Origin of the sequence: Mucilaginibacter rigui (assembly GCF_014773275.1) — a bacterium.
Lineage (GTDB): Bacteria > Bacteroidota > Bacteroidia > Sphingobacteriales > Sphingobacteriaceae > Mucilaginibacter > Mucilaginibacter rigui_A.
The window spans coordinates 75,120-95,087 of sequence record NZ_JACWMW010000002.1; the positions used below are offsets into that span (position 1 = coordinate 75,120).

Sequence of the window (19,968 nt, forward strand, 5' to 3'; positions counted from 1 at the left end):
TATGACCCCATTTAAAAAAGTACTGCTTTTTTGCCACCGCTGGCTCGGATTTATCTCCGGGCTTGTGGTGTTTATTGTAAGTATAACCGGTTGTATCTTTTGTTTTCAGGATGAGATACAGGATGCAATACACCATCACCGCACCGTACAAAACACGGGTAAGCCATACGTACAGCCATCGCAACTAATAAACGAGGTTAAAAAAGCTTATCCCGGGGCATCGTCCGATTTTATCTATTACTACGGTGCGGAAAGACCTGCCGCCGTGTATGCCAACCTGGGTAAGGATATATATGAGCTTGTATATTTAAACCCATACACAGGCAAAATCACGTATCATGAAAAGCTACAAACCAACTTTTTCGTCATTGTAGAATACATTCACTTGTACCTGTTGCTTCCACCGGCCATTGGTAAATGGGTAGTAGGTGTATCGGTCATTATTTTTATGGTGATCATGATAACGGGACTTATCCTTTGGTGGCCTAAACGCAAAAGCGACCGCAAACGCAGTTTCACCATCAAATGGGGGGGCCGCTGGCGCAGGATAAATTATGACCTGCATAATGTGCTTGGCTTTTATGCCACATCCATTGCCATCATATTGTCGATAACCGGCCTGGCAATTGCTTTTGAGCCGGTAAGTAAAGCCATCTACAATACTGCAAATGTTGGCAGGAATATTAAATATGAGGATGAAGTAACCGAGCCTAAGTCCGACTCACTTAAAAGGGCCGGGCTTGCCAATAAGCCGGTTGTTGATATTGCATTTGCTTACGCCAGGCAACAATCCCCAGGGGCCGAAATGTTTTTGATCCATAACGATCCGGCTTTATCAGGTGCTATTGGTGTTGGGGCTTATCCAACATCTATGCGTTATGCGGGTGCCAGTGGTTACGAATTTGACAAGTACAACGGTAAACTGCTTAAAACATACGCTTACGATAAAAAGAGCCCCGGCCTGAAACTGAATGAGATGAACTATGATATCCATGTGGGCCAGATAGGTGGCTTAACCACCAAGATCATCGCGTTTTTAGCCAGCTTAATTTGCGCCAGCTTACCCATAACCGGGTTTATCATCTGGCTGGGCAAACGCAAAAAATCAAAATCGAAAGGTAAGAAAGTGCGCGATGCAGTACATCACAAAACGCACAGGCGAACAGTGCAGGCTTCCTCATTTTAACCACATAGAACACAAATAAAGAACCACAAAGGCCACAGAGATTTATTCTTTGTGGCCTTTGTGGTTTTGCTTTACCAAACTGTCATTTCGATGAGTTGGGGGGAGCTTAAAGCGTTGGCCGCGAAGAGAAATCTTTTACACTTTGCATCCGGTTAAGCAAGGTGTACACATTGCATGTGTAAAAGATTTCTCCTCGTACCTCGTTCGAAAGGACATAGTGTGTAACTGCAAACCGCCAACTACAAACTGCTATCTGTACTCCACTTCCACATCATCCGTCAAAGCATGGCCGGTACAGGTGAGGATCCAGCCTTTGGCAATGTCATCATCAGTCAGTACTTCATTCTTCGCCATCTCTACCTTGCCGGTTTTACAAAAGGCCACACAGGCAGAGCAAATACCACTGCGGCAGCTGTAAGGTAATGGTATATTATTTTGCAAAGCTGCCTGCAGGATAGATTGGTTCTCGCCCGCCGCAATATCATGCAACTCGCTGTTGAAATTGATGCGGATATTTTTTGGCGGATAATTGGTTTGGTTGCCGGTTACAGGCACGGTTTCCAGCACAAAATTTTCCTTGTGGATCTGTTGCGCATCAATCCCCATATAAAGCAGCGTAAGCCTGATCATCCGCATATACACAAAAGGGCCGCACAGGTAAAACCCGGCTTTATCTTTGGCGAATGATAGTTGCCCGTTCACCAATTGTTCTACTTTGATATTGGTTAGCCTGTTGGCCTCACTACTTAGCAGGTGCGTAATAGTAAACCTGTCGGGATAGCTTTCGAGTAGCTCATTCAGTTCATTATTAAACAATATCGAATCGGGGTTCTGGCTGCTGTATATCAAATGCAATTTGCTTGCTCCCGGCCGATTTAAAATATATTTGAGTTGCGAGAATATAGGTGTAATGCCACTCCCCGCTGCAAAAAACAACAGGTCTTTTTCGGCTGCAAAATCATCGTTATGTATAAACACACCTGCCGGTTCAACAGCATTCAGCACATCGCCTACGTTCACTTTAGTAAGCAGGAAACGCGAGATCTCGCCATTGCTGATCCGCTTAATAGTAATAGCCATGCGCTCATCATCCGGCGACGAGCTTAACGAATAGGAACGCCTTATCTCCTGGTTATGATGGTTAAACACCAGTGTGATGAACTGCCCGGCCTTATACGGAACAGGCCGCAGCAAAACTTCTACCAGGTAAAAAGTAGCCGTATCGGGCGTTTCCCATTTTATTCCGTCAACACGTAATTGAAGCATGTGCAAATTTACTCTTTAGCCATGCTTTTTCTTAATACACTGTTCTTTTTACCATAGGTGAAATAGATAGCCAAGCCTATCGCCAACCAAATTAACAACCTTAGCCAGGTATCACCGGGCAAAAATGTCATCATGGCAAAGCAGGTTAAGATCCCTAAAACAGGCACCAAAGGCACAAACGGCGTTTTAAACGGCCGGTGTACATCAGGCTGCTGTTTGCGTAAAATAAGTACGCCTGCGCATACCATTACAAAGGCAAGCAGGGTGCCAATGCTGGTCATTTCGCCTACTACCTTTATGGGTACAAATGCCGCGAATATAGCGATGAACGCGCAAAGCAGGATGTTTGATTTCCACGGTGTGCGGAACTTGCTGTGCACTTCAGAAAATACTTTTGGCAGCAGCCCGTCTTTAGACATGGAGAAAAATACCCGCGATTGCCCCAGCAGATCAACCAGTATAACCGAGGTATACCCTATCAATATGGCCAGTACAATGGCTTTGCTTAACCACTGGTAATGTGTTTTTTCTATAGCGATGGCAACCGGTGCGCCCGAACCGATAAACTCTTTATAATTAGCCATCCCGGTCATTACATGCGCGAATATCACAAACAGGATGGTACATACCACCAGCGAGCCAATAATACCGATAGGCATATTGCGCTGCGGATTCTTAGCCTCCTGCGCAGCGGTTGATACGGCATCAAATCCGATGAAAACGAAGAAAACCAACCCGGCACCTCGCAGTATGCCCGACCAGCCATAATCGCCCCAAACACCTGTATTTTGCGGAATGTAGGGATGATAGTTTGCCGGGTTGATGAACGACCAGCCCACCGCAATGAACACCAGTACCACGCCAACCTTTAAACTTACGATAATAGCATTAATGAGCGCCGAGCCTTTTGTACCCCTGATGATAACGCTGGTAACCAGCACCACAATTAAAGCCGCAGGCAGGTTAATGATGCCGCGCACCACATCGCCATTGGCTGCTTTTGAGGTTTCAAACGGTGACAGGATAAGCTGCGGAGGCAGGTACAGATCAAACCAGGAAAGGAACTTGGTCAAATATTGCGACCAGCTAATGGCTACCGTGGCTGCCCCAACGGCATATTCCAGCATCAGGTCCCACCCTATTATCCAGGCAAAAAGCTCGCCCATGGTAGCGTACGAATAGGTGTAGGCGCTACCCGCTACCGGTATCATGGCCGAATACTCGGCATAACACAAGGCTGCGAATGTACAGCCCAAAGCGGCTATTAAAAATGATATGGTTACTGCCGGGCCCGAATGCTGGCCTGCGGCGATGCCGGTTAACGAGAATAAGCCCGCGCCTATAATAATGCCTATCCCGATGAGGATAAGGTTAACCGGGCCAAGCGAACGTTTTAACGAGTGTTCCCCCTCCTCTTTCGATTCCCGGAGCAATAGCTCGATAGGTTTTTTGATCATACTACAATTAAGCCTACAAAATTAGTGGATTATTTTTGAAAGCCTAATGAATACTGATTGCAAGGGATAAACGTGAGGGTTTTATGACTATCTACCATTGCCGTCGCTCGGCTCCCGCCGGGTGACCGTTATTACACGGCGTCCTCGCCGCAGTCATAAATTAATTTGGCGGCCGGAGGCCTTATCATAATCATCACTCGGCAGGAGCCGAGCGATTACAAAAGATTTAATCTACATCGCTATCACAATCTTCCCAAACTGCTTTGCAGCCCCCATTTTATCAAAGGCTTTTTTAGCATCCGCCAGCGGGAAAACTTCATCCACCACCGGTACTATTTTATGTTGGTTCACAAAGGCAAGCATCGCTTTAAAATCGTCCTGCGTGCCCATGGTGGTACCTAATATTTGCAGTTGTTTCCAAAAGATAGGCCTTGCGTTTAGCTCGGGGATATTACCTGCTGTGCCGCCAAAAAATACAATACAGCCACCCGGGTTACAAATATCCGGGATCTTCGCAAAATCAGGCCCAAGGGCACTATCTACCACAATATCAAACCCACCGCCGCTAAAGTGCTTCAGTTCCTGCGCCCAATCCTGTGCTTTGTAGTTTACACCTGCGCACGCGCCAAGCTGTTTGGCCCGGTCTATCTTTTCGCCCGTGCCCGAGGTTACAAAAACCTGTGCCCCGGCTGCTACTGCAAACTGTAAGGTGAACGATCCTGTACCCGCGCCAACGCCTACCACCAAAACCTTATCGCCTTTTTTGATATGTGCTTTGGTGAACAATGCCCGGTATGCGGTAAGCCCTGCCAAAGGCAAAGCCGCTGCCTGCTCCCAATTTAAATGGGCTGGTTTAGGGTAAAGATATTCGGCTTTTACCAGTACGTATTCGGCCATAGTGCCATCCTCGGGCAGGCCCAATATTTTAAACTCTTTTGATTGAAACTCCGGGTGTTCGCCCCAGTTATGCGATGGGTTAATGATCACCTCTTTGTTGAGCCAGTCGCCCGCGCCTTCGCCCGCTTCGGTAACTATACCTGCGCCATCGGCACCAAGTATGGTTGGGTATTTAATGCCGGCATACTTACCCTGTGTTATCCACCAGTCGCGGCGGTTTAGGGCTGCGGCCTTTATTTGCACCAGTACCTCTCCCGGGCCGGGTGCAGGTTTGGCAACTTCTTTTACAACCAAAGGGTTTTCTGCGGATTCAAGGACGATGGCTTTCATGTGGCGATACTTTTAATCACCGCGTCATTAAGAGCGATAGCGTGGCAATCTTCGACATGGCATGTAGCCTGCTTTTCTATCGAAGATTGCTTCGCACCTCGTAATGACGTGGTAGTAATTGGTAACTGTAAAAATAAAAAAAGCGGCAGATAATCACCTGCCGCTTTTTAAATATATAATGCCTGCTTAAATTAAGCGATAGCTTTTGTATACAATTCTGAAACGTGGTTCCAGTTGATAACATTCCAGATAGCAGCCAGGTAATCAGGGCGGCGGTTCTGGTATTTTAAGTAATAAGCGTGCTCCCACACATCAATACCTAAAACCGGGGTGCCTTTTACTTCGGCAATATCCATTAAAGGGTTATCCTGGTTTGGGGTTGATGTAACAGCCAGTTTTTTATCGGCAGTAACAATAAGCCATGCCCAGCCCGATCCAAAGCGGGTTGCACCGGCTTCAGATACTTTGGTTTTAAAATCGGCGAACGAACCGAAAGTGCTTTTGATAGCATCGGCCAGCGCGCCTGTAGGCTCGCCGCCACCGTTTGGTGATAACAGCGTCCAGAATAATGAGTGGTTATAGTGCCCACCGCCGTTGTTACGTACAGCAGCCGGGAATTTAGAGATATTTTTGATGATGTCTTCAATTTTACCATCAGCCTCCGGTTTACCCTCTAAAGCTTTGTTAAGATTGGTAACATAAGCCTGGTGGTGCTTACCATGGTGAATTTCCATCGTAAGTTTATCAATGTGTGGTTCCAGAGCATCGGTAGCGTAAGATAACGCCGGTAGTGTAAATGCCATAATATTTAAAATTTAAGGTTAAACTGTTTCGTGTGATGTAGCAAATATAAGGGTTGAAGCAGGTAATTGTTCTATATGAATGTCAAGTTTTTGTTAAGTAGTCCCCCGTATTTGCTATCGCCCATCCACTATCGCACATTGGCCTCCTGTTACCGCTTCGATTTAAAAAAGTCCTTTACCAGTTGCGAGCATTCATTCTCGTGGATGCCGCCTGTTACCAGCGTTTTGGGGTGGGTAATGGTTTGGTTAAGCCTGCCGAAACCGCGCTGCGCATCATAAGCCCCAAAAACTATCCTCCCTATCTGGAACCAGTAGCTTGCACCTGCGCACATTACGCAAGGCTCCATAGTTACATACAAGGTGCACTCGGGCAGGTACTTGCCGCCCATTGAGTTTACGGCCGCGGTAAGCGCCTGCATTTCGGCGTGTGCGGTTACATCGTTTAACCGCTCGGTAAGGTTATGGCCACGGCCTATGATCTGCCCTTTGCAAACCACTACTGCACCAATGGGTATCTCGTCCTCTTTCAGCGCCTGGCGGGCTTCCTTCAGGGCCTCGTTCATGAAAAACTCATCCGGAGAGATGGCGGGCTGTTCATCGCCAAATGTTATATATCGCATCAGGTAGTTTGGTCAAATGTGTTTTTTAAATGTTTTTCGGTTGATCTGAAAAGCACCATCACTGTGGCAAAAGCGCCCACAAGCATTAAAATAATTTTAGTAAGGGTACGCGCTTCGGGGCTTAGGGGTAACAGCATAAATAATGCTGTAATAATTATGCCCGTTATTACCAACACCCACCCGCATTTAATGATAAGCGCGGTAGAGTAGCGGTTGCCTTCGTCCCAGTTTTGCTGGTTTTTCATGGATAGCGTGGTGCGGTAGCCGTAAAGGCTGTTGATCTGTTTTGGCGGGTAGCGCTTTTGTATAAGCCCCGCCAGGAGGAATAGTACACCTATCAGGTGCGGGCCAACTATCCAGTTTGCAAATATCATATCAGTTTACTGCCATTGGGCACAGGTTTATCAATAGCGCTGAGTACAATATCGCCGTTCTCATCGGCAAGGCCGGTTACCAAAAACTCCGACATAAACGTGGCTATCTGCTTTTTAGGGAAGTTTACCACGCCCAGTATCTGTTTACCGGGCAACTCTTCTTTTGTATAGTGTTTGGTGATCTGCGCGCTGCTTTGTTTAATGCCCAGCGGCCCAAAATCAACTTTCAGTTTATAAGCAGGTTTACGCGCTTCGGGGAAGTCGGCCACCTCCAGTATAGTACCGGCACACAGTTCAACCTTTTCAAAATCGTTCCAAGTAATGGTTTCCATACGGGCAAAGGTAGGGTGTTGCTTTTAATTATGTTTGTGTCCGTCCGTTTTTTTGTGCGGACATGGGCGGACGAAGGTATTGAGTGTGTGTTAATGAAGCATGCCAGGTATCGAACGAGCGTAAAGGCCTGACAAAAAACCGGGCCAAAAGGTAAAGGCTCTGTGCGGGGAAGACAAAGTAACAGCCCTCCGCGGCGAATGAGCGGCGATATTATTAGCGTGCCGATCTATAACCTACTTACTGCTCGTAGAAGATTTCTCCTCGTACCTCGTTCGAAATGACATGGCGGTGTGAGGTTTACTGCCTTATCTTCTTAACCGTTTCTGTTAAATGCGCCAAATGGTGGTTACCGTGCCAGGCGTACAGGGCCAGGTTCTTTTTTAAGGGCGTTACGCTGCCACTCTCCGGATGGATGAAGGTGCGGTTCCACTGGTCTTCGCTAAAGGTTTCAAAAAGGGCTACCATGTGCTGGTGGATACCATCGAGCATTTTAAGGGATGGCTCAACGGGCAGGCGGTAATCGGGCTGTATGGCCCAGCCGGCCTCGTCATATGGTTTTATGGTGGGGTTATTTTCGGTAATGGCCAGTTTAAAGCGGCAAAGCGAGTTCATGTGGCTGTCGGCAAGGTGGTGTACAACCTGGCGCAGTGTCCAGCCGCCGGTGCGGTACTGGGTGTCCAGCTGCTCGTAGGTTAAACCTATAATAGCTTCGCGGATGCGGCCCGGCAGGGTGGCAATTTCGTGGATCCAGCGGCGCATATCATCTTCCGTGTACGATACCGGGGGTACGAATTTCCCTATCGGGTAGCGCATTTGTTCGTCTGTCATGGTGCTTAAAATGTTAAATTTTGTTGTTCCGTAAGGAATTGGGCTAATTTAGCGTTTTACAGTTATTTTGGTTTACTGATGATTAAAAAGTTACTGCTGATATGCCTTTTGCTTAAATGTACCACCGGCTTTGCCGAAACCATCCGCACCGATGTATTGGTGGTAGGCGGCGGGGCAGGCGGTGTTGCCGCGGCCATACAAAGCGCCCGCAGTGGCATCAAAACTCTGCTGGTAGAGCAGGGCCCCTGGCTGGGCGGCAGCGCAACCAGCGGCGGCATGTCCATCGTTCCCGAAAACCGTAACCTGGCATCGGGCATTTACGCCGAGTTCAGAGGCCACATCCGCGAGTTTTATAAGCCCCGTTTAGGGTACGATACCACCCGCAACGCCCCTTTGGTGTTTGAGCCGTCCACCGGTGCAGCTATCCTCAAAAAAATAACCGATACCGTTAAAAACCTTACCGTAAAGCTTAACACCCCATTTACCTCCATCAAAAAAGATGGTACCGACTGGGTAGTTACCGTAATGGATAACGGCAAGCCCCTCATCATTAAAGCAAAAATAGTGGTTGATGCCACCGAGCCTGGCGATGTAGCCGCTGCCGCAGGCGTACTGCTTACCGCAGGGTTTGATAGCCGCGACGATACCAAAGAAGCCCTTGCGCCCGGGAACGCCACCAACCAGATACAGGACATCAGCTACCTGGCTATCCTGAAAGATTTTGGCCGCGATGCCGACCGCACCATCCCCAAACCCGAAGGCTACAACGCAACGCAATACGCCTGCCTGAAGGCTGCCGATGTAAAAAAACTGCTTGCCGCTGCCGTATTGCCTAACGATAAATACCTTATTAACTGGGAAAACTGCGGCAACCAATACTCCGTTACTGCCGACGACCTGAAACCCGAGAACCGCGAGGCCACCTTTGCCAAGGCAAGGCTGCGTACGCTGGGGCTCATCTATTACCTGCAAACCGCCCTGGGCCAAAAAAACCTTGGCCTTGCCGACGATTTTAAAACCGCCGACCACCTGCCGTACCTCCCCTACATACGCGAGAACCGCCGCGCCGCAGGCATGGTACGCATGGTATTGGATGATATTTACACCCCCTACAACCGCCAAAGCAAGCTTTACCGCACCAGCATTGGCGTGGCCGATGCCCTGCCCGGGCAGCACTACAGCGTAGCCGGTGTGCCGCATATTGCCTACCCGCCCTTCCCGGCGTTTAGCGTGCCGCTGGGGGCCGTGGTGACTAAAGATCAGGAGAACCTGCTGGTGTTAGAAAAAGCCCTCTCGGTAACGCATCTGGTGAATGGCGCTGTTACCAGCCCCGCCGTACAAATAACCATTGGGCAGGGCGCCGGGGCTGCTGCCGCTTTCTGCATATTTTTTAAGCGCACTACCAAACAGCTTGACGTGCGCACCATACAGGGCGAGATACTTGACCATAAAGGTACCCTGCTGCCCTTTGCCGACATTGCCCAAACCGACCGCGACTTCCGCGCCATACAGCAGGTGGCCGCAACGGGCATGCTGCAGGGCGTACAACAACCCCACGGCCAAACCGCGCAGGTATTGTTTATGCCCGATAGCGCCGTGCGCACTGCCGAGGTGCAGCCGCTGCTTACCGAGCTATACTCGCGGGCCTTTATATGGTTTGGTAAAGAAAAACCTGGCGAAACCTTTACCCTGAACAACCTGCTCAGCTACATCAGCGAAATTACCCTGCGCGACCCTGCCGAGCTACAGGAAGCCATCCGCCGTACCTGGAAAACGTATTACCGCTTCAGCACCCCGTTCAATCCCAAACGCCCCGCCACCCGCCGCGAGTTTGCCGTACTGGCCAACCGTTTCTTTAACCCCTTTGCCCGCCGGGTTGATATAACCGGCAAACTGGTTGATTAGGTGAGTGTGGTTGTTTTGACGAGTGAAGCGCCGCTTTGGTTCCCCTCTTGAGAGGGGTTAGGGGTGTGTTTACCGATATGTAAAGCACCCTGTCATGGTGAGCCTGTCGAACCAGCCGCCTCGCAAAATCCTTCGACAAGCTCAGGATGACAAGGGGTTTGGTTCCCCTCTTGAGAGGGGTTAGGGGTGTGTTTGCCGATATGTAAATAACCACCCTGTCATGGTGAGCTTGTCGAACCACCCGCCTCGCAAATCCTTCGACAAGCTCAGGATGACAAGGAGCTTTGGTTCCCCTCTTGCCGATATGTAAAGCACCCTGTCATGGTGAGCTTGTCGAACCACCCGCCTCGCAAATCCTTCGACAAGCTCAGGATGACAAGGAGGTTGGTTCCCCTCTTGAGAGGGGTGTGTTTGCCGATATGTAAATAACCACCCTGTCATGGTGAGCTTGTCGAACCACCCGCCGCAAATCCTTCGACAAGCTCAGGATGACAAGGAGGTTTGGTTCCCCTCTTGAGAGGGGTTAGGGGTGTGTTTGCCGATGTGTAAATAACCACCCTGTCATGGTGAGCCTGTCGAACCACCCGCCTCGCAAATCCTTCGACGAGCTCAGGATGACAAGGGGGTTTGGTTCTCCTCTTGATAGAAGTTCCAACCAATCACCAATCAACTATTCACTGCTCACTAAACTTGTCCGTCCGTCCGCTGCTGCCGCTGTTGCGGACAACCGCCGGACGCTTTCCATCTACACAAATGCAACGTCACCCAAATCCACCCCCTTCTTCCTGTCGGCGGCTGTGGCTAAACACTCCAACTCGTTCGATACCCTGAACGTGGTACCTGGTAGCGCCCTTTGCAACTCCATAGCCTTTAACTTCCATTTACTGTAAGCATTCACATCGGGGAACAGCATCACTTTACGGCCATGTAACACTTTGCATTTAGCGGGGTTCAGCCCCTCTAAACTGCCGCTGGCCAGCCATATAAAGGCAGGCATTAAGGCGGCAGCTATTATGGCGGTCTTTTCGCTCTCTACAATAGCCACGGGCTTGTATGGCCCCGCAATCAGCAAATGCTCGCCGAATAAACATTGGTTCAGCACAAAGTTGGCAGGCTGCTGCCCGTTGCCCCCGTCCATCTGTTTCAAGATATGGGTATGCGCCCAGGTAATGTGGTTATAGGGTTGCTTAACGCGCCTGCCGCTTTGTTTATCATACAGCATTATTTTGCCGGTACGCACATAACCATCGGCATCAAGCTGCCAAAACACGGTAGCGCCGTGCCAGTGGCCGCTGGTGCCTATGCGGTATTGCTGTGCAAGGCGTGCGGCTACATCCAGCCCAAACCTGCCAATAAGGTACTGATAAAAGTTATTCCTGTGGTAATCTGCAAAGCTGCTGTTCACATAATCGGGGCTTATGTAATAGTCGGGCTGCTGTGCTGTGCGCTGCCTATGGTTAGGGGCTATTTGCCTGCTTACGGTGGCTACAGGATAATTCCCTATTGCCGCAAAATACTGCTTTGGGGTAAAATGGTAGCCGCAGTTATCCTGCCGGTTGCAAAGGCCAACGTGCGGGGCAAGGTGTTCGCCGGTACCGGCATCAATATAGCGGGTAAAGGTTTTGGTGCGATGGTTGCACCCGGGGCAGCGGTAGCGCGATGGCGCACCACTGTAGGGTTGTAAGTGGTATTTGTGAGTCATTATGCTTCGCGTCATTGAGTCATTGGGTCATTGTTCTTCGCGTCATCTGCATATCTTAATCCCGTCCGTCCGTCCGGGGAGTACGGCACCTGCGGACGGACGGACGCTTTTACGGGTTAGCAATTGATGGCGGCTTTGAGCAGCCTGTCGGCTTTTTGGTGCGATATGTTCAGCTCGTTGCCAATATCGCGCAGGCTGTAGCCCTGGGCACTCAGTTCAACCGCTTTGGCCGTAAGCTCCTCGTTGGTATTGCCCTTTTTGCGCATCAGCTGCTGCCATTCCTCGCCAAAGGCTACAAACTCATACTGTAAAAAGTTATTGGGCTTGCTAATGCGGCAAAGGCAAATGTTGCTGTCGCCGTACACCTGCTCGGTATTGCGCTGTTTTATCTGTTTAAGGTAGCGCATGCTGTTATCGGCGTTGCTTTCGCCAATGGTGAAGGCACTGTCGCAAAAGTTCATCAGCATTTTACTGCCCTGCAAATCGTTACGGGTAATGGGCTGGGTTAGGTCGCGCTTGGGGGTGTGGGCCAGTACCAATATGCTTAGGTCGTACTTATTTTTGAGGTTTTTAAGCTGTTTCATTAACGGCAGGGCGCCTGCTGCCTGCTCGGTTTCGTTACGCAGGTAGGTAAGGTTATCAATAATAAGCACCTTGGCGTTGGTGGCAATAACGCAGCGTTCAAGGTCGTGTATCAGGTACTCATCAAAATCGTTAAAGCCGTTTGGCAGTTCAATATCCGAGTTGATCTTGCCGCGTAAAAAGTTTTGGTTAAACTGGTAATGGTTGGTGTACTCGTCAGAGTAGCGGGCTTCAAACTGTTTGTCGGTAAGCTCAAAATCGCAATACACAACGGGTTGGGCGGGTGCTTCCACCTCAAAGGGGGCAATACCAGTGCCTTTGGTAATGGCATCGGCAATTTGTACAGCAAGGATGCTTTTGCCCAGGTTGCTATCGGCAAACAGGATGCACACCTCGCCCTGGTGCCAAAACTTACCAAAAAGCATCAGCGGGATAGCGGTTTGGCTGGCCTCCTGCATCCAGTAGTTGGCATCGCGCACCATCAGTACGCTATCGTTAACGGCATCGGGTTGGTTTAACAGGTTTAGGCTGCGGGTTTGCAGGTCGGCAGCGTTTAGGTTGAGGGTCATATAATTGGTGATTTAGTGAAATAGTGATTTAGCGAATTTTAAATTCAGCGAGTTAGTGAAAGGGCTTCCTCAATCACTAATTCACTAAATCAGTCATTCACTAATTATAAATGCGTAGCATTTATTAGAAATAGCCCCTCCAATAACCCATTTTAACAAGAGGCTTTCAACAGTGCCCCGTTAAAGGCAGCTGCGCTATAGTACGATGTTTGGTTGGGTGTCCGTCCGTCCGTGAGAGCCAATGGCTGCGGACAGTTGCGGACGGGCTAACTGCCCGGGAGGATTATGTCCGATACAAATATAAAGAAATATCTGTATATAATAAAGAATATTTTAAAAAAGTGTCCGGGAGTGTCCGAAAGGTTGGGGAGGGGTGGACGGACGGACGGGGGGGATAGATGTTCCAAGCTTTTTAGCTACCTCTTGGGGCGTTTCTTTTATAGTTATAAGATACTTATCGTCAAATACTATAACCGTTTTCTAATCCATCATGTCGCTCGTGAATTTCTCTAAAATATCGTACAAAATTGATATAAACGGGGTTATCCAACTTTATTCTTAATGCTTGTGAGCAGTATTATCTTCGCCATGATTTTTTAATAAAGTTAATATTATTAGTTTTATAAATGGAAATTAAAGTTCAGAAGAAAAAAGCGATAGAAATTTTAGAGGAATGTCGAGACAAAGTGTTTAGTGATGAATTTAATCAAATCGCTTGGAAAGCTGAAACGATCGAGCATTTAAATGAAATCTTCAATACAGAAGATAAAGGCCATAAAATAGATAATTTCGTTTTTAGGTCGCCTTTTTCAAAAACGAATTCCCCTGAATATATAAATTATCGCAAAATAACTGCTCAGAAGTTAATTCAATCGTATATTGATATAATTAAAACTCATGTTGATGACGCAGAAGTTGATGAAGGTAACAAATTTCAACAAGAGATTTTTCAGCTAAATGTCGACATTTCTCGATTTCAGAGTGAAAATACTCAACTTCAAATCAAAACTCAAAGTTTGCAGAATTTAAATCAAACAATTGAAATCGAATTAAATGTTGCAAAAAATAAAATTAAGCATTTGGAAGAAAATACAGTCCAACTAACAGGTATAACTTTAGAAAAGCTTTGGCTTTTATTAAAGCGTCTTCCCATCGTGCAGCTTTGGGGGCTCATTACAGGAGTTTTTGCTGTTTTAGGATTAATCTATTGGTTTGGCACATTGACAATAGTACATAATTAGCCAACGCTGCCAAAGCTTATTCTACCCCCGCTACAGCAAGCGCCCTCGCTTGTGGTAAACAAGCAAGGCGAACAAAATTCCCCCCTCATACCTCATTCCAAAAACAGGATGCCGAAATCAACAAATGGCCCTAAAACGTCCTAAACCGCCCGTGGGACGCCCTATAACGGCTTGCAAACGCCAAAAACCACCAAAATTGACCAAAAAACGCCCCAAAACGCCTTTTTAGGGTAAATCGGGTTGTAAACCGTCCGCCCCCCGTCCACCATGTCCGTACCTGCGGACGGACGGACACCCCTAAACCCGGTAGCAGCGGATACCGGCTTCGCGCTTAAGGCCTGCGGGCGTATGAGCGGATAACGGGGCTATCGGGGCATAAGCACCACTGCCTTTGCTTTACCGGATATCGGCTAACACACCCCTAACCCCTCTCAAGAGGGGAACTAAAGGCGCGGGCCGGTGCTATTCCCTCCCCACGGGAGGGTGCAGGGAGGGGTTTATGCAACTATGCCTCACTAACAACCCCTCCCTGCCACTACACAGGCCACCGCACCCCTCCCGGGGGAGGGAATTTGGTATTCGCCGCCAGCCCAACTAATCACTCAATCAACCATTCTCCAATTAACTAATTTCTACTAACTTTGATGAGCTTTTAATGCCATCTGCTAAATATGAGCGAGAACCAATTTAACCGCCCTATACGTGTTTTAGTTGCCAAAGTAGGCCTTGACGGGCACGACCGCGGTGCACGCATTATTGCCACCACCCTGCGTGATGCGGGTATGGAGGTAATTTACACCGGCCTGCGCCAAACGCCCGAAATGGTGGTGAACACCGCCCTGCAGGAGGATGTGGACGCTATTGGCATCAGCATCCTGTCGGGCGCGCACATGACGGTTTTCCCCAAGGTAATGGCGCTGATAAAAGAGAAAAAGATGGACGATGTGCTGCTTACCGGCGGCGGTATTATCCCCGCCGATGATATGGCCGAGCTGAAGAAGATAGGCGTTGGCGAGCTTTTCCCGCCCGGTACCAGCACCGCCGATATTGTTACCTATATTACCAACTGGGTACACGCAAACCGTAATTTTTAACGTTACTGCACTATGGAGTTTGAGAACATACTGGCCCAAACCAAGGGCCGCATACACTATATTACTATAAACCGCGAAAGCAAGCTTAACGCCCTTAACCAGGCTACCCTGGCCGAGCTGCACACCGCCTTAACACAGGCTTTTAGCAACAACAACGTTGGGGGTATTATTATTACCGGCGCGGGCACCAAGGCCTTTGTGGCCGGGGCTGATATCAGCGAGTTTGCAGGCAAGGATGTTGACAGCGGCCGCAGGATAGCCTACGACGGGCAATCGCGCGTGTTTGATGTGATAGCCGGCGGCAACAAGCCGGTAATAGCGGCAGTAAACGGCTTTGCCCTGGGCGGCGGTTTGGAGCTGGCCATGGCCTGCCACATCCGCATAGCATCTGATAACGCCAAAATGGGCCTGCCCGAGGTTACTTTGGGTTTAATACCGGGCTACGGCGGCACGCAAAGGTTAACACAGCTGGTTGGCCGGGGCAAGGCGCTTGAGATGATCATGACGGCCGATATGGTTACCGCTGCCGAGGCGCTGCAACTGGGGCTGGTTAACCATGTGGTTTTTCAGGATGATTTGCTGCCCAAAGCCGAAGAGATAATGAACAAGATATTAACCCGCGCCCCGCTGGCCCTTGCCGCGGCCATCCGTGCGGTAAATGATGCCCATGCCGACGGGGTTAACGGCTTTGATACCGAGATTGAGGAGTTTGCCCGCTGCTTTGGCACAAAAGATTTTAAGGAAGGGGTATCGGCCTTTTTAGAGAAAAGGAAAGCGGAGTTTAAGGGGGAGTAAAATAATCAGGTATTTAACCACGGCGTTAGCAGAGATTTTCACAGAGGGCGCAGAGGTAAAACTTTGCGCCTTTTTTATTCCCTTTTTTATCATCCCTGAGCGATAGCGAAGGATCTATAATTAACTGTGCCTAAACGATAGCAAGGCGGCGAATAAAATGCTTAACTATATTCCCCATCACAAAGCCTCCAAAAAACAAAAAACCTTCGCTCCCTCTGTGCATTTTTCCTCTCCGTGGCCTCTGTGGTTAAAAACCATCAAATTCAATTTTCATCCAAATTTCATACTACAGGGCACTTTTTAACATATAATTTACACTATCCTGACTATTTGCACCGATGGGTCAAATTTAATTCGCTATCAATCAATCGATTGAATAATCGTGACAATTGGATGAAAAATGATATAGGTTTTCGTGCTTTACTTTGTGCCGTGCAATACAAAAAAGCACGTTATCTAAATATTATTATATCATGAAAAGTTCACTAAAAATCGCAACATTGGTTTTAGCATTTGCAGGCTTATCTGTAGCAGCTAAAGCACAAACAACAACATCTACTTCTACTACAACTAAAGACGGTATACGCTACAGCATTGGCGTTGAGGCAGGCATCCCTGTAGGCAACTTTAAAGACGCATACAAATGGAACCTTGGTGGTTCGGTACAGGCAGATATCCCTGTGGCATCACAATTATTTGTAACTGTTAACGCAGGTTTTAACAACGTATTCGGTAAAAAAGATTTAGGCGGTGTAGCCGGCCTTGATGTACCTAACGTACAGTTATTACCGGTAAAAGCAGGTTTAAAATACTTTGTTATACCAAACTTTTATGTACAGGGCGAAGCAGGTGCTGCTTTCTTGCTAAACAAAGACAAAACCGGTTATGATAAATCAACCGCGTTTGTTTATGCTCCGCAAGTTGGTGTTCAGTTCCCGGTTAGCGCAAGCGGTAACTTTATTGATGCCGGTGTACGTTACGAAGCTACTACCAAATACACAACTGGTGTTGATAACAGCAAAGTAAGCTTTTTAGGTTTACGCGTTGCTTACGGTTTCTAAAAACCAGGGCATTTGCCTATTAAAAACAGCATTAAAAAGAGGAGGCTTATGGCCTCCTTTTTTGTTTATAAGCCATATTTTTACCCATAGTTAATAATAATTCTGGTAAATTAGCAAATATTTGTACCTTAACCTGCTTAATATATTTACCTGTAAACAGTAATTGCTGCTATGAAAAAAATACTCATCATAGATGATGAAGTTAATGTTGGATTGTTGCTATCAAAATTTTTGGTACGCAATGGTTTTGAGGTAAGCACGGCTGCAAATGGTGGCACAGGGATGGATTTTTTGAAAAAAACCGACTTCGACCTGGTACTGTGCGATTTTAGGCTGGAAGATACCGATGGCCGTGAGATGCTTAAAAACATCAAAGCGCTTTATCCAAAAACAGGCGTTATTATTATAACCGGCTACTCGGATATTAAGATGGCTGTTGAACTTATTAAAATGGGGGCTTATGATTATATCACCAAACCCCTATATCCCGATGAGATCCTGAACACCATTAACAAGGCTATTGAAACCCAGTACGCCCTGCAGGAAATGGCCGCAAACGATTATACCACGCTTGATAAACCACCCAAAGAAGGTAAAAAGCAAATACTATCGGGCGAGTTTGTGGTAGGCACCAGCCGTGCATCAAAAGAATTACTGAAACAGATAGAGCTGGTTGCACCAACCAACTACAGTGTTATTATACTGGGCGAAAGCGGTACGGGCAAAGAGTCGGTAGCTAAAAGCATCCACTTAAACAGCCCGCGCCATAACCAGCCATTTGTGGCTATGGATTGCGGGTCGCTTACCAAAGAGCTTGCCGCGAGCGAATTTTTTGGCCACGAAAAAGGATCATTCACCGGGGCATTATACACCAAGATAGGCCACTTTGAAATGGCTAACGGCGGCACTTTGTTTTTGGATGAAGTGGGTAACCTATCGTACGAGATACAGGCCGCCCTGCTGCGCACCGTGCAGGAACGCAAGGTAAAACGCATAGGCAGCACCAAAGAGATTGACCTGGATGTGCGCATCATTATAGCCACCAATGAGAACTTACAGGACGGCATCTCAAAAGGCCGTTTCCGTGAGGACCTTTACCACAGGTTTAACGAGTTCAGTATTTACATGCCGCCCCTGCGCGAGCGCGGTAACGATATTATGATGCTGGCAGAACATTTCCTGAAAATAGCCAATCAGGAGCTTGACCGTAACGTAACCAGCTTTGCCCCCGAAGTAGTAGAGTGCTTTATGAACTACCGCTGGCAGGGCAATATCCGCGAGCTTAAGAACGTGGTACGCCGCGCTACTTTGCTTAGCGAGGGTAACGAAATAAGCATGAAAACGCTTCCGCTTGAGATCTCTAACTTTAAGGTGTCATCGCCATTTGAGCCGGCAAATACTTCTGTTGCAAATGATGCTAAAGAGCCAAAACACGATCTGAAGAACGCCGCTCTTGGCGCCGAGCACGAAACTATTTTAAAGGTGCTGCGCGAGGTTAACTTTAATAAAACCAAGGCAGCCGAGATCCTCAACATCGACCGTAAAACGCTTTACAATAAAATGAAAGCCATTAACCTGAAATAATTATGGCGCACCATGATGCAACCAACCCGGCAAATAGCAAGGTTTTTGATTTACTGAAGCACGATATACGCAACCAGCTATCAAACATACAACTGGCTTTAGAAGGCCTTAAGTATGAGGTTGACGACCCCAAAGGCGATTTGAATTTATACTTTGACAGCCTGTCACAATCGGCCAAAAAAATAGATGAGCTGCTGGATGGGTTTAAATAAATTTTATACAAAAGCGCCAAAACTTATTGGTGCTTTTTTGTTATATATTAGTATCACAATTTAGCTCTTCAAGGGGTAACCAATGTCCATTTTTAATTATAAGCAACGCAATAATATTATACTGGTAAGCATAGTTGTGCTTGGCTGTTTCTTACTGTATGCCTTAAGCGAGCTTTTCAGCTCTATACTGGGCGCCATAGTGCTATTCACTATCTTCCGCCCGTTTTATTTGTATATGGTAGAGCGGCGCAGGTTTAACAAGGCGCTTTCGGCGATGATCATAATTCTCATTTCGCTCGTCGTTATCGTTATCCCGTTCCTGTCGTTAAGTATTATGGTGATAGGCAAAATATCAGGCATTAACCGCGAGGAACTTAATATTGATAAATGGACACAAAAAATTGACGCATTTACCGGCGCCAACCTTAATCAGCCACACTTTGCCGAAAGCACCCTGCAAAAATTAGGGGCTTACGCTGCCGATCTTTTTCCATCAATTTTAGGCAGCGCCGCCAACATTATACTTACCCTGCTGGTAATGTATTTTTTGCTGTACTTTATGTTTGTGCAGATGCGCGAGTTTGAAATAGGTTTGCTTAAATATGCGCCCTTCCGCGAGCAACATGCTTTAAAATTCGCTACCGAGCTGCGTAATTCTACCTACTCAAACGTATTGGGGCAGGGTATAATAGCATTGGTACAAGGCGCCTTACTGGCCAACGGTTTCTGGATCTTCCACATCCCCGACCCTATCTTTTGGGGGGTTATAGGCGCTTTTATATCGTTTTTGCCGGTAGTGGGCGCGCCAACACTCTGCATCCCCGCCAGTATTATGCTTTATGCCAATGGCGAAAAGGTACAAGGGGTAATATTATTATTATATGGTATATTATTTATTGGCAATGTTGATAATGTGTTGCGCATGATCATAAACCGGCGTATTGGCAATACACACCCCATTATAACCGTTATAGGGGTATTTATTGGTTTACCGCTGTTTGGTATTCTTGGCTTGGTTTTTGGGCCTGTGTTGCTGTCATATTTTTTGCTATTATTGGAAATATATGAAACCAACCGCATGGCCGCCGACAGGCTGGAGCGCATACGGACCGGGCCCGAAATGCAATAA

19 protein-coding genes are annotated in these 19,968 nt (G+C 47.6%); 9 read left to right on the plus strand and 10 right to left on the minus strand.

The genetic code is table 11. The features are described from left to right. Position 1: 1 nt before the first annotated feature. Positions 2 to 1,186 (plus strand): PepSY-associated TM helix domain-containing protein, encoded by a 1,185-nt coding sequence (locus IDJ75_RS07300; RefSeq protein WP_191174979.1) that lies wholly within the window; start codon positions 2 to 4, stop codon positions 1,184 to 1,186. Between the two features lie 249 nt (positions 1,187 to 1,435). Here IDJ75_RS07300 and IDJ75_RS07305 read toward each other — a convergent pair whose 3' ends face one another. The 8 genes from IDJ75_RS07305 to IDJ75_RS07340 all read right to left on the minus strand — a co-directional run bounded on the left by IDJ75_RS07305 (position 1,436) and on the right by IDJ75_RS07340 (position 8,094). After that, on the minus strand, positions 1,436 to 2,452 hold the full coding sequence (locus tag IDJ75_RS07305) for a ferredoxin--NADP reductase (RefSeq protein WP_191174980.1): 1,017 nt from the start codon (positions 2,450 to 2,452) through the stop codon (positions 1,436 to 1,438). An 8-nt stretch (positions 2,453 to 2,460) separates the two neighbouring features. Continuing rightward, a complete protein-coding gene (locus tag IDJ75_RS07310) occupies positions 2,461 to 3,909 on the minus strand; it encodes an amino acid permease (protein WP_191174981.1) in 1,449 nt (482 codons plus the stop codon). Between the two features lie 231 nt (positions 3,910 to 4,140). Then, the gene (locus IDJ75_RS07315; RefSeq protein WP_191174982.1) at positions 4,141 to 5,136 is read right to left on the minus strand and encodes a zinc-binding dehydrogenase; all 996 of its coding nucleotides are present in this window, start codon (positions 5,134 to 5,136) and stop codon (positions 4,141 to 4,143) included. Positions 5,137 to 5,327: 191 nt separating this feature from the next. Continuing rightward, positions 5,328 to 5,939, minus strand: a complete 612-nt coding sequence (locus tag IDJ75_RS07320; protein WP_191174983.1) for a superoxide dismutase — start codon at positions 5,937 to 5,939, stop codon at positions 5,328 to 5,330. 149 nt (positions 5,940 to 6,088) lie between these two features. Further along, the gene (locus IDJ75_RS07325; protein WP_191174984.1) at positions 6,089 to 6,559 is read right to left on the minus strand and encodes a nucleoside deaminase; all 471 of its coding nucleotides are present in this window, start codon (positions 6,557 to 6,559) and stop codon (positions 6,089 to 6,091) included. Further along, entirely contained in the window at positions 6,559 to 6,933 is a 375-nt protein-coding gene (locus IDJ75_RS07330; protein WP_191174985.1) for an SdpI family protein, read from the minus strand. The genes IDJ75_RS07325 and IDJ75_RS07330 overlap by 1 nt, the downstream gene beginning before the upstream one ends. Next, on the minus strand, positions 6,930 to 7,265 hold the full coding sequence (locus IDJ75_RS07335; protein WP_191174986.1) for a tRNA-binding protein: 336 nt from the start codon (positions 7,263 to 7,265) through the stop codon (positions 6,930 to 6,932). Before IDJ75_RS07335 ends, IDJ75_RS07330 begins: the two co-directional genes overlap by 4 nt. Before the next feature lie 298 nt (positions 7,266 to 7,563). Continuing rightward, complete coding sequence (locus IDJ75_RS07340) at positions 7,564 to 8,094, minus strand: YfiT family bacillithiol transferase (protein WP_191174987.1); 531 nt, start codon at positions 8,092 to 8,094, stop codon at positions 7,564 to 7,566. Between the two features lie 78 nt (positions 8,095 to 8,172). On the opposite strand from IDJ75_RS07340, the gene IDJ75_RS07345 reads away from it, so the two are divergent. After that, positions 8,173 to 9,999: an FAD-dependent oxidoreductase gene (locus IDJ75_RS07345; protein ID WP_191174988.1), complete on the plus strand. Its 1,827-nt coding sequence runs from the start codon at positions 8,173 to 8,175 to the stop codon at positions 9,997 to 9,999. A gap of 745 nt (positions 10,000 to 10,744) precedes the next feature. Here the strand turns inward: IDJ75_RS07345 and IDJ75_RS07350 are convergent. Both IDJ75_RS07350 and IDJ75_RS07355 read right to left on the minus strand, forming a co-directional pair. After that, positions 10,745 to 11,701, minus strand: coding sequence for a DUF6371 domain-containing protein (locus tag IDJ75_RS07350; RefSeq protein ID WP_191174989.1), 957 nt, complete (start codon positions 11,699 to 11,701; stop codon positions 10,745 to 10,747). Between the two features lie 116 nt (positions 11,702 to 11,817). Next, positions 11,818 to 12,852, minus strand: coding sequence for an AAA family ATPase (locus IDJ75_RS07355; protein ID WP_191174990.1), 1,035 nt, complete (start codon positions 12,850 to 12,852; stop codon positions 11,818 to 11,820). 626 nt (positions 12,853 to 13,478) lie between these two features. Here IDJ75_RS07355 and IDJ75_RS07360 point away from each other — a divergent pair. The 7 genes from IDJ75_RS07360 (at position 13,479) to IDJ75_RS07390 (ending at position 19,968) form a co-directional block, all read left to right on the plus strand. After that, positions 13,479 to 14,093 (plus strand): hypothetical protein, encoded by a 615-nt coding sequence (locus tag IDJ75_RS07360; RefSeq protein WP_191174991.1) that lies wholly within the window; start codon positions 13,479 to 13,481, stop codon positions 14,091 to 14,093. Between the two features lie 671 nt (positions 14,094 to 14,764). Then, positions 14,765 to 15,187 carry a cobalamin B12-binding domain-containing protein gene (locus IDJ75_RS07365; protein WP_191174992.1) on the plus strand — a complete coding sequence of 141 codons (423 nt, stop codon included), beginning with the start codon at positions 14,765 to 14,767 and terminating at the stop codon, positions 15,185 to 15,187. Between the two features lie 12 nt (positions 15,188 to 15,199). Continuing rightward, positions 15,200 to 15,982 (plus strand): enoyl-CoA hydratase/isomerase family protein, encoded by a 783-nt coding sequence (locus IDJ75_RS07370; protein ID WP_191174993.1) that lies wholly within the window; start codon positions 15,200 to 15,202, stop codon positions 15,980 to 15,982. A 473-nt stretch (positions 15,983 to 16,455) separates the two neighbouring features. Beyond that, complete coding sequence (locus tag IDJ75_RS07375; protein WP_191174994.1) at positions 16,456 to 17,043, plus strand: hypothetical protein; 588 nt, start codon at positions 16,456 to 16,458, stop codon at positions 17,041 to 17,043. A gap of 171 nt (positions 17,044 to 17,214) precedes the next feature. After that, a complete protein-coding gene (locus IDJ75_RS07380) occupies positions 17,215 to 18,627 on the plus strand; it encodes a sigma-54-dependent transcriptional regulator (RefSeq protein ID WP_191174995.1) in 1,413 nt (470 codons plus the stop codon). Between the two features lie 2 nt (positions 18,628 to 18,629). Continuing rightward, complete coding sequence (locus IDJ75_RS07385; RefSeq protein ID WP_191174996.1) at positions 18,630 to 18,839, plus strand: hypothetical protein; 210 nt, start codon at positions 18,630 to 18,632, stop codon at positions 18,837 to 18,839. Between the two features lie 82 nt (positions 18,840 to 18,921). Further along, positions 18,922 to 19,968: an AI-2E family transporter gene (locus tag IDJ75_RS07390; protein WP_191174997.1), complete on the plus strand. Its 1,047-nt coding sequence runs from the start codon at positions 18,922 to 18,924 to the stop codon at positions 19,966 to 19,968.